The organism is Cysteiniphilum sp. JM-1, from assembly GCF_008711525.1.
GTDB lineage: Bacteria > Pseudomonadota > Gammaproteobacteria > Francisellales > Francisellaceae > Caedibacter.
Map to the genome: position 1 here is coordinate 38179 of NZ_VXKS01000005.1, position 11726 is coordinate 49904.

The 11726-nt window shown below is 39.5% G+C and carries 9 protein-coding genes; 4 read left to right on the forward strand and 5 right to left on the reverse strand.

Annotated features, from left to right (window positions below):
• Window positions 1-95: 95 nt before the first annotated feature.
• Genes F3D68_RS03235 through F3D68_RS03245 form a run of 3 tightly spaced genes read left to right on the forward strand, consistent with a single transcriptional unit; the run spans window position 96 to window position 3387 of the window.
• Window positions 96-1118 carry a UDP-glucose--hexose-1-phosphate uridylyltransferase gene (locus tag F3D68_RS03235; protein WP_151193046.1) on the forward strand — a complete coding sequence of 341 codons (1023 nt, stop codon included), beginning with the start codon at window positions 96-98 and terminating at the stop codon, window positions 1116-1118.
• Window positions 1112-2287 carry a galactokinase gene (locus tag F3D68_RS03240; protein WP_191092690.1) on the forward strand — a complete coding sequence of 392 codons (1176 nt, stop codon included), beginning with the start codon at window positions 1112-1114 and terminating at the stop codon, window positions 2285-2287. The genes F3D68_RS03235 and F3D68_RS03240 overlap by 7 nt, the downstream gene beginning before the upstream one ends.
• A 17-nt stretch (window positions 2288-2304) precedes the next feature.
• On the forward strand, window positions 2305-3387 hold the full coding sequence (locus tag F3D68_RS03245; protein WP_151193048.1) for an aldose epimerase family protein: 1083 nt from the start codon (window positions 2305-2307) through the stop codon (window positions 3385-3387).
• Here the strand turns inward: F3D68_RS03245 and F3D68_RS03250 are convergent.
• From F3D68_RS03250 to F3D68_RS03270, 5 genes are read right to left on the reverse strand one after another with little or no spacing between them, the layout of a single operon-like run.
• Window positions 3354-4595, reverse strand: a complete 1242-nt coding sequence (locus F3D68_RS03250; protein ID WP_151193049.1) for an MFS transporter — start codon at window positions 4593-4595, stop codon at window positions 3354-3356. The two genes, F3D68_RS03245 and F3D68_RS03250, sit on opposite strands and share 34 nt — an antisense overlap.
• Window positions 4596-4619: 24 nt before the next feature.
• A complete protein-coding gene (locus F3D68_RS03255) occupies window positions 4620-5006 on the reverse strand; it encodes a hypothetical protein (protein WP_151193050.1) in 387 nt (128 codons plus the stop codon).
• Window positions 5003-7423: a GNAT family N-acetyltransferase gene (locus F3D68_RS03260; RefSeq protein WP_224728217.1), complete on the reverse strand. Its 2421-nt coding sequence runs from the start codon at window positions 7421-7423 to the stop codon at window positions 5003-5005. Before F3D68_RS03260 ends, F3D68_RS03255 begins: the two co-directional genes overlap by 4 nt.
• Window positions 7424-7469: 46 nt before the next feature.
• The gene (locus tag F3D68_RS03265; protein ID WP_151193051.1) at window positions 7470-8870 is read right to left on the reverse strand and encodes a lysine N(6)-hydroxylase/L-ornithine N(5)-oxygenase family protein; all 1401 of its coding nucleotides are present in this window, start codon (window positions 8868-8870) and stop codon (window positions 7470-7472) included.
• Entirely contained in the window at window positions 8854-10584 is a 1731-nt protein-coding gene (locus F3D68_RS03270; protein WP_151193052.1) for an IucA/IucC family protein, read from the reverse strand. Before F3D68_RS03270 ends, F3D68_RS03265 begins: the two co-directional genes overlap by 17 nt.
• Before the next feature lie 209 nt (window positions 10585-10793).
• On the opposite strand from F3D68_RS03270, the gene ribF reads away from it, so the two are divergent.
• Entirely contained in the window at window positions 10794-11720 is a 927-nt protein-coding gene (gene ribF / locus F3D68_RS03275) for a bifunctional riboflavin kinase/FAD synthetase (RefSeq protein ID WP_151193053.1), read from the forward strand.
• The last annotated feature ends 6 nt before the right edge of the window (window positions 11721-11726 follow it).

Here is an 11726-nt window from a genome sequence, read left to right on the forward strand (position 1 = left end):
AAGCCATTCTATGAAAGCATAAAAGCATTTGAATCTGCTTTTTAGTTTCGCTACCATTTACCGTAAATTTTCAACAGTTAAACCATAATTTCCTTATGACATCACCAAATCCATTATTTGAGCGCTCACATCGCCGTCGTAACCCTTTGACAGGCGAGTGGGTTGTCGTCTCACCACATCGTTTATCAAGGCCATGGCAAGGACTGAGTGAATTGCCACCTGCTAACAATAGACCAAAACATGATCCTGAGTGCTATTTATGTCCTGACAATATCCGTGCAAATGGCACCAAAAACCCCCAATATAGTCAGACATATGTTTTTAATAATGACTTCCCAGCCTTGATGCCATTACAGGATAATGAGCAGTTTGACGCGCTGACTGATCCATTAATGACAGCTCAACCCGCCAACGGTATTGCCAAAGTTATTTGTTTCTCGCCAGATCATAGCTTGAGCATGGCTGAGATGACTGAAAAAGACATCACAACGGTAATATCGACTTGGCAAAGTGAAGTTAATGAGCTTTCAAAGACCTATCAATGGGTTCAGGTTTTTGAGAACAAAGGTGATATTATGGGCTGCTCTAACCCTCATCCGCATGGGCAAATTTGGGCATGTGATTTTTTACCGACTGAAGCTGAAAAAGAACACCGACAACAACAGACTTACTATCAAAACCATCAAAGCAATTTACTCATTGATTATGTTAAGCGTGAACAAAAGGCGCAAGAGCGTATTGTGCTTGAAAACGATGAATGGCTTGTTGTCGTGCCCTTTTGGGCAGTTTGGCCATTTGAAACCTTATTAATGCCTAAATCACATTGCGCACATCTTAGTTATCTCAATGAACGCCAAAAAACTCAACTTGCCAGTATTCTCAAGGCGTTACTGCAAAAGTATGACCGGCTGTTTGGGGTTTCATTTCCATATTCAATGGGCTGGCATGGCGCACCTCATGCTAAGAATGATCCATTTTGGCAATTACACGCTCATTTTTATCCACCTTTGCTACGTTCTGCTTCGGTTAAAAAATTTATGGTTGGTTTTGAAATGCTTGCTGAATCACAACGTGATATTACACCTGAGGACGCTGCTAAGAGGTTACGTGCATTATGATATTAGCAAAATATAACGATGATCTACACAATCACTATCAAGCAATTTTTAATCGCCAAGATTATCAATGCTTTTACGCACCTGGTCGGGTTAATTTAATCGGTGAACACACGGACTATAACAATGGTTTCGTTATGCCTTTGGCAATCAACATGGGCACAACAGTTGCTATCGCACCACGCGATGATACTAAAATCAGCGTTTATAGCAAAAATTTGAATCAATTAGACAGCTTTGACTTACATCATTTTTCAAGCTCAGAACACTCACAATGGTGTCGCTACATCGGTGGCATGTTATCACTTATTCAGCAAAGCACTAAAAACATAACAAAAGTCAAAGGCGCTGATATTTATATCTCTAGTAATCTGCCAATTGGTGCAGGATTATCATCTTCAGCTTCTTTAACAGTTGCCTTAGGTTATGCTTATGCAACACTTTATCAACTGAAGCTTAGTAAAACTGATATTGCCAAATTTGCGCAGCAGGTCGAGCACCAATATATCGGTACACTTTGCGGCATTATGGATCAAATGGTCTGCTCATCAGCGCGTCAGCATCACGCATTGCTCATCGATTGCCAGTCACTTAATACAGAACATATCCCGTTTAACTTAAGCGGTGTGTCACTCATGATCTGTGATAGTAATGTCAAACACAACCTTGCGGAATCTGCTTATAACAAACGCCGTGAATCATGCGAGAAGGTTGCCAAAATCTTTAATATCGCTTCATTAAGGGAGCTAACCATTGAGCAATTAATAACATCAAAAGATTTGCTTGATATAGAGAGCTTACAATGCGCTAAACATGTTGTGAATGAAAATCATCGTGTTTTGCAAGCGGCTAATGCCATGAAAAATGCTGATTGGCTAACACTTGGTAAACTAATGTATGCCTCACACAATTCATTACAGTATGACTATAAGGTAAGCTGTGACGAGCTTGATTATCTAGTTGAGTTATCCATTGCATATTCTGGCGTATATGGTGCACGGATGACCGGAGGTGGTTTTGGTGGCTGCACGATACATTTAGTGCAAGATCATGTGATTGATGATTATCAGCATTACTTGAAAACCGCTTATTATAAACGCTTTAACAAGGCGCCTACTTTTTATATCTCACGTGCTTATCAAGGGGTCCATTTAGTCGATGGCGCAAATTAAATAGCAATGGCAAAACGATGACAAAAAACCATTCAATAACACAGATTCATAGCCAATGTTTAGATCAAACACTTGGCATTTATCAAACCAACATCAATCACCCCCGCATCAAATTACAGCTTTTAAATATCGGTGCGATCATTCAATCGCTATGGGTAGAAGATAAAAATCAAACTTGGCAAGATATTGTTTTGGGATTTGATGACTATCAAGATTATCTCAAAGAAAATGATCCATCTTTGGGTGCTGTGCATGCGGTTGTCACCAATCGTATTGCCAAGGCACAGTTTACCTTAAATGATCATATTTACAGACTTGATGCCAATGAATTAGCAAATGCTTTGCATATCGGTAATTTGAAAAACAAAGTTTGGCAGCAGTCAATCATTAGCAATGATTATGCTCAAGGTGTTGCTTATCATATCAAGCTTGAAGATGGATATGGTGGTTTACCAGGACCTATGACGATCACCATTGAATATCTCATCTTAGCCGACGGCACGCTGCAAATTGATTACCTGACAGAAGCTTATGACAATGCTGTGATTAGTAATCTAACCAATCACAGCTACTTCAATCTCAATGGCACGACACACAACAAGCTAGATCAACATCAACTAGCACTTTATTGTGACACTTACCTTGAGACAGATGATCAATTAATCCCAACAGGAAAAGTTATGAAAGCACATGGCGCGTTTGATTTTTCCCAAGCTCAACCGTTAACAGACAGTTTATTACAAAATGATAAAAAACTGCATCAAAACAAAGGTTATGATGTGTTTTATGTTTTGCCTCAATACGATGCTAAAGCACCTAAATATCAGCTATGCGCCGAGCTAACAAGCAAAAGCACAGGCATTCATATGCAGCTATTAACCACCTACCCGGGCTTGCAGTTATATAGCGCAAACTTTTTAAGCGACTGTAACGGCAAGCATGATGAAGTATACCAACCACATTGCGCTGTCTGCTTAGAAACACATGACTATCCCGATGCACCAAATCATGCTCATTTTCCTAGTATTGTCACACCAGCGCATCACTTAAGGAAACATAGTAGCCGTTATGTATTCTCAACTGCTTTAGCAAAAGCATAATGATCGGGCACACGCGCATTTCTCCCATTTTGCAATTTCTTTAAAAAATAAAGTGCAAAAAGCGCGCCTGGGATGGATAGTAAACCACCTAATGTAAACAATACACCATAGCCTAAATATGCTGCTAGAAATCCACTTATGGTCATGCCTGAAATATATATCAGTAATTCTGCACACACCAGCACGGTAAAGTCAGTTCCCGCCTGTTTTTTCGAGCAATACTCTGTAAATATCGTATACAGCACAACCATCTCCATTAAGCGTGATGCCATATTTACAAGCACAACACTAAAGACCAAAACACTTGAATTGATCCCACTTAACGCAATTCCGCCTAAAGAGAAATAACATACACCACGAATAATTGCCAACAACCCCAGCATTTTCATGCCGCCTAAAGGCTTAAACAAATAGCTTGCCGTTGTCGCACCTATTAATCCAATCACCGCAGAGCCTATGCCCATAACAATGCCAATTGTGCTTAAGGGAATCTCAAGATCAACCAAAAAAGCTGACTGCATACCCATAACCAAGCCCTCACAAGCCCGATATATCAAGCAAATTAAAAGTAGCAGTTTAGTTTCTCGGCGTTTAAAAAACGCCATTAATGAGGGCTTATGCTCCTGCACTGATTCAGTGGTATTTTTATTTTCAGTGATAAAAAACATATAACAGACGATAAACACACAAAGTACTGCCAACAAAGAGGTCACCGCCTGCCAGCCAAGCGTATGATATAACGATATCAAAAGCGCGCCACCTAGCATACTACCCAATGTTGTTCCTGCTACTCTAGCAAGGTTTCCCCAACGAAAATGATCTTTATCCAACTGCTCCACTAAGAAACCATCAATTGCAATATCCTGTGTTGCCGCAACCGCTGACAACAAAAAGGCTAATAGGAAAATAACAAGCCAATACTCTCTTGGTGTAAATAATGAAAAGATCAATAGCATTGCAATCGTGACAAATTGCAACCCCATAAACCAGCTTTTTCTCTTGCCGACTTTCTTAATATAATAGCGATCGACAAAAGGTGCCCACATAAACTTCACCACCCATGGCAACAACAATAGCCCGAGCATGCCAATCATCTGTAAGGATATTCCCTCCGCCCTTAATACCGTCGGTAAAGCAAAGGTACAAAAATATAATGGAATGGCTTGCGCTAAATATAAAACGCCTAAGTTTATAAAACGCTTATTCATCTGATACCCTCTTATGCCCGTTATTTATAAACCATGTTGCTGCAGTAACTTATGCGCCTGTTGATAGGCTGTCGCAACATCACGCACTGCAATACATTGAAAAGGCATGCCTTTGCGCATTGCCGGAGATTGAAGCTTTGCTATCATGGTAGGATCTTCTGTGACACGAAACATCCCCAAGCAATATTTTGCCAGATCGTTTTTGACTGTTTTAAACCACATTGCCTGTTTTTTACGAGCGTCATGTGTGAATTGATAATGCGTTTCAAATGTACTGATCAGTAAAAAAGGCATTTTCCTTTTAAGCAAACTATCACAATCATTCAACCAATGAATCACCTCATCATAGTGTGGATGGTTATGAAAGTGCATGCGTACAATAGGCCAATCTTGAATATCACATTGAATCATATTAAGACCTCTTTTTCTGCTTTTTCTACACTTTCTGCATTTGTTTCATCAATCGCATTTATTACTTGAGCTTTATCATTTTGCTTAAATTTATCAGCCTCACAGATAAAAACATATGCTGTTTTCTCAGGTAGCTGAATCTGCCCATACTTTTTATAGCCGAGCTTCACTGTGATTTTTTCTAATGCCACAACACTAACATCTGGCTCACACAACACTCGATAAGCACTTAGCTGATCAAAGCAATATGCCGTTAATGCCCGCACAATCAAATGCCCATAACCCCGCCCAATGGCGTGCGACTTACCAATAAGGACATGCCAACCATAATCCAATTCATCCACTGGATAATATTGCGCAATCCGATCAGCACAAGCCTTGTAAATTTCGGCATAACCAATCTCAACATTATCGACACTTATAATAAACAGCTGTTGATGCCCCGTTGATAATGCCTGACAAAAATGACGACTTAATTCAATTTTTGATTTAGCTAAACGCCAGTGTTTCGCAACATGCGGCTCATTCATCCAGCAATAGAGTTTATCAAGATCCTGCGATAGATTTAGCGCACGTAAGCTCACACGCCCTTTTGTATAATGCTTACAGGTATCCTCGTAAGCTTTAGCTAAATATAATGGATTAACAAGCTGATCCGTTGGCAGCACTTTAGGTCGTGCTTTAGCATCACCATAGCCTACTTCAATCACTCGCAAACGATTTAAACATAGTTTGGCATAATGTGGCTGATAAAAATCAAAGCGTTTAAAACGTTCTTTTAACCCTGGGTGCTGCTTCTGATAACCTGCAATGCATTGATGTAACTTTTGATAAAATTGAATTTCAGGATAATGTAACTTATTAGACAAGATTTCAGATAAATAGCGATAGTGCACAACAAACAAGCCCGTTTGAATAAACTGCAACAAATAATCATCTTCAACCTGTGGAATCGCCGCCTTGACTGACAATGGCAGACTTGTTAATTCTGGCACAGGGTTCTGGCAAATATTAATATCATCAACAAAGTCTTTCATTGCCAGTCCAATGGGCAAACCATTATTTAAGATTAAAATACTATTCTCACCATGTGGTGAAAAAACCATACCATAGCGATATAAGAAATGAAGAAGTGGCGGCACAGTGCTGGCAAAGTAAGCGCCAAGCCAATCATCAACATCAACATCACTGTGCTTGATCATCTCATGGACTAAGGCATTGCCATATTGATCTTGATGCACTAATGATGCCATAGTGATCGCTTTTTCATGTGTCTGAAGTTTACTGGTAATGCTTTCTCGCCAAATAACCCCTAACTGCTCGTTAAACTGATAAGGCGCGCCATCAAAGTCACTGTAAAAAGGGTGTTTGACATAAATACTAGCCAGCTCCCCTAACAAAATAAAGCGACAATCCTGACTTAAGAACACATCATTTTTTGCTATCGTTTGCACCCACTTTGTTAATAGTGGCGCAACCTGAGTCTGCTTTTTAGGAAGCCCGCGATATACTGCCGTATTAAAAATACTCAATGGCAATTTAACGCTGTACTTGCTGCTATCTGTGGTATTAGCAAAAGTCCGAATCGATTGCATCGCAAGATAATTATCATCTGACTCACCTAAATAAACGATCTCATTCTTTGCCAACATACAGCTAAATTGCTGCAAAATGACATTTTGCCACTGCCACTGATGCACAGGGACGAAAACATATAACTCCGGAATAAGCCCTTGTTTTATCAGCTTTTCCTTAAATTGCATTTGCATATCATCAGACAGCTCATGCTTTAATATGTCCTGATAGCACATCGGTGAAACCGCGCTAAAATTAACCTTCTCCTTAACAACCCCCAAATAATGTAATTTTTGCACTTGCTGCATTTCTGGGGCATGTAGTGCATAGTCTTTGGCATTAAAACCAATGCGCCCTTTATTGATCACAAACCATGGGTGCCCGTACATATCACCCTCAATATAAGCATAGGGCTTATGATAAATCTCTTTTGCCGAAATCCCTGAGTTTTCAAGCTTTAGCCTGATATTCATATCTGCATACAGGGTATTATTGAGCTCTTTGATAAAGTGTGCCGCGGTAATAGAATCAATGCCCGTTAAAGCCAAGGTATCCACCACAAATTCAATAGCATCTAGCGCAGGATGAGCTTTGCCATTGATGAATTTAATAATAGTACCTGAAACAATATCAAGGTTACCAAAGATGCGTTTGATTGCATGAAATTGATAATATTGATTAGGCGCAACATCAAGTCGATAGCATTTATCATCTTGAGCATCATAAACGGGCTTGAGCAGCCCCTCGTAGCTAAATTCCTCAATTATTTTTTGCAGCAATGCAGTACTTGCCTTGGCATAGTGCTTTTGGTTTTGCTGATTAAACAGCTCTGCAATCATCATCTTTTTATACATCCTTTTCTTTGTTCTATAGCCATAACAAGCCAATTTACAGCATTTCTGCTATTGCTTCCTCGCCCTGTTTCACTTCTTTTTGTGCACTTTCTTGCGCATTCTCTTGCTCTTTAAGATAACGTGTAGGCACGCCAAAATGTGTCAAACCATGTTGTGAGGCAAACTGATAATGTTTATACCCAAGCAATTGATTGGCAATCAATGCACTGCGATAGGCACCAAGGGTTAAATCAGGAGCGCCAACACCATGACTATGCATTTCAGCATTTTGTACAAAGGCACGTAATTCATGCACGTGCGCATGTTGCAGTTGATAGTTTTTATCGATCAGATAATTACCTGAATCATCGAGTGCGAAGTCGTCCGCCACCGTTTTTAACCAGCGCGATAAATTATCCTCATAACCTGTGGCAGCGATAACATGATCCGTCTCAACCTTAAATGATTGCGCTTGATCGCGTTGGTGATAATGGCATCTTAATATTTGCTGTTGCTCACTTGAATAACAGGGCTCAACATCAACGAGCTCGCTATTACTAATGACTTCAAATGAGTGATCACCATATATCTTTCTTTGGTAGAGGAGCGTATAGATTTCTTTAAGCGTCTCGCCACTAATACCTTTATGCAGCAAACCCTGCTTAGTGACTAACTTTGTCTTTTTTTCTTTGGATAAATCATAAAAGTAATCAATATAATCTGGTGAGAAATGCTCCAAGGCAAGGGGGGTATGCTCCATTGGGAAAAAGCTTTTGCTGCGCGTAATCCAAGTTAACTTTGTTGATATGTGCTTTGTAGACATCAAATCTAAAAATATCTCAGCTGCACTTTGCCCTGAGCCAATTAAAGTAATGTGCTTTTTTGATAACAGGCTATCTTTTATATCAAGATACTGTGCACTGTGATGAATATTCTCCTTTATTCGTTGTGACGCGTCCCTTAAGGCATGGGGCAACTGTGGCACCGAACCCACACCAAAGACAACATTCTCAGCTGTCAGTTGCTTTACAAAGCCATTAGCATCTTTAATCGCTACCTGCCAAACATATTTATTTTGCTGCTTTAGCGTCTTGATTCTCACTGCCTCCATTGCAAAATGACAACTTGAGAGTTGTGCAATAACCCAGCGGCAATACTCATTATATTCTTTGCGTAGCATAAAAAAGCTCTCTTTAAAGAAAAACGGATAGAGCAAGCCTTGCGCTTTAAGATAATTTAAAAAACTAAAACGATTTGTCGGATCCGCCATCGTCACGAGATCCGCCATAAACGGCACCTGTAAAGTAGTTGTTGGCATCATAACTCCTGCATGCCAATTAAACTCAGCCTTCTTGTCAACAAACATACACTTTAATGACTTATCAGCTAATAGCGCGGCTAGGCTTAAATTAAATGGTCCAATACCAACACCTATCACATCATAATGCTGCATCATACACCTCCGCCATCAATGGATTACTGATCTTTGTATACACTGATTGCCGCTCTAATGGTGCTTGCAATTCGTCCAAACCATTAAGACGCGTTAATAAGTTTGCTTTACTTGGTAGCGTCTCTGCTGTTAATAAATACTGACAAAACCGATTATTTGTTTGGTAAGTGCTTGAGAAGCTCTCTAAAAAACAGATCACCTTATTAATTAATATTTCCTCTTCAATCTCGGCAGGAATTGCTAAAGCCTCAATCACTGCTAACAGTTGATTGACAATAAAATAATAACAAAAATGATGATCAATAAATGCTTCATTGCCATCACATAGATGAATCAACTGCTCTTTGGTGGCAACATGATGCAAACTCGGATGATCGTGAATATAGTAATAGCCCTGACTATCACGATAAAACCCCGCAACAGGTAAAGCATCTTCAAAGCGCACCAATAAGTTCTGCTGGTGCGCCTCTAACGCTATACCGTATTGACTATAAAGCCATAACACTGGCGCAATCGCACATTTAAGATAAGCATTTAGCCATTTTACTGCTGCCACTGGTAATGATGATTTATCCTTTCGCGCATGATAAGCCACCATCTGATTTAAGCGGCAAATAGATTGCATCGGATGCAGACTGGTTAAACTCGCAATGCAGCTAACATCATCTTTAAGCGAGAAAGGATTATGCCGCACGATGCATATACTTGGCTCATACAGTTTACCATCCACTGTCAATCCCGCAAAAGCTGGATCCGTAATCAAAGAAAAACATGGAAATTTCCCTGCTAAAACATCCTTTAATTTATCCCTTGCCAATACATCAACAGCGACACTTCGATAACACTCTCTTGTGGCATTAACGCGCACTGAATTCGTAATCGCAATGTTAAGTGAAAATTTAAACATCACATCCACCTCTGGACTATAAACTGTGCGCACTGAGGTTGTTGCATAAAAGCATGGTCCTAAAGTGCCAAGATCAAGTATTTTCCCAGCTTTAAGATATGTTTGAATCTCAGGCTGCTGCAATAGGTAGCTAGCCTGCCATGGATGAGTGACAAATAGCGTTTGATTATCAGCAAGTGTGATCTTAGGTTCATTTTTTAAAAAGCGCATAATAATTTCTGTCACTGAGCAATCAAGGTTTGAGTGCGTATCTGTAATTGAGCAATCAACAATAAAATAATGAAGCTTAAACCCGCTTTGTGTTTCAGGTGAGTAATCAATCAGCTCCTGTTTATTAAAACCCTCTCGCGATTTGCCATCAGGCTGTAAACGGTGCCCTAATAGATGATTTTGCTCACTTAATAGAAAATTTGACTGAACATCGAGCATACGATCAAGACTAGACTGTCGATACGCCAAAATCATAGCCAACTGCTCGGCGGAGTTAATAGTACGTCTTAATGTATCATCCAAATACGTAAGTGAGATCTGCTCCGGCAAAGCCAATAAGATCAAATGCATTGCAAATAATGGGGTAATGTTTATCTGTTCATTAACCGTTTGATAACTTATGGGCAACTGCCAAATCGGTGATTTAAGTCTTGGTGACAAATGAACATTAATCAGTAAGCAAGCGTTTTCTTCTTTGCACGGAATTTTTAAGCGATATTGATCATCGCTAATTTTTTTAAGCATATAGTGGTGTTTAAATTCACGGTAATAACAATTTAGTAAATGTTTTAAAGTTTCTTCATAAGCACGCATTAGCATGACTACTTTCCTTTTTAGTCGTCGGGGTAATCAATAAACATTATATTGATAATAAATATCATTATCAATATTTTACGGCAAAACCGAACCATCAAGCAAAGCAATAAATACTGTAAAATGGTTTGTGGCTGGTATACAATGCTTGACAGTTTTTAACACCACGCTTTGCAATATGTAAAAGCGATTAATTAGGCATAAATAAACTTAACATGCAGCTGTTACGATTTGCAGATTTACATAACAATAAAAATCAAACACCAAGCATTGTCACCATTGGTAACTTTGATGGCATGCATTTGGGGCATCAGTATATTATCAATTATGTGCAGCAACTGGCTAAAACCAATAATGCTAAAGCGACAGTGGTGACATTTGAGCCGCAACCGAAAGAGTTTTTTTTAAAAGAAGCTGCGCCTTTGCGCATTACGCCTTTTCGTGACAAGATCCAAGCATTTAAAGCACTCAATATCGATCAGGTATTGTGCCTGCAGTTTAATCAAAAACTTGCGATGTTATCAGCTGGAGCCTTTGTTAAAGCAGTTCTTGTTGATGGTCTTAATGCTCAGCATGTCATTATTGGTGATGACTTTCGTTTTGGTTATCAACGTCAAGGGGATTTTAAGCTACTTAAAGACTTAGGGCAAAAATATGACTTTAGCGTAGAAAGCCTCCCTTCCTATACTTTAGATGATACACGCATTAGCAGCAGCCACATCCGCCAACTACTAAATAGCGGTCAATTCAATGATGCCGCGCATTTTTTGGGACACAGCTACTCGCTCAGTGGTCGCGTGCATCATGGTGATCAAAATGGGCGTAAAATTGGTTTTCCAACAATTAACATCCCAATGCCAACAGCCGTTGTCGTTTCAGGGGTTTATGTTGTCAACGTGCATGTTCATGGTAAAACATATCACGGCATTGCCAATATCGGCATCCGCCCAACAGTCGGTGGCAGATTACGTTTATTAGAGACACATATTTTTGATTTCACACATGACTTATATGGGCAATATGTTACGATTGAGTTTTTGCACTTTGTGCGTAGCGAGAAAAAATTTGCACACTTTGACGCACTCAAAGCACAAATTAATGATGATAAACTAGCGGCACTTACGTGGCTTGAAAAACAATAGAACAAA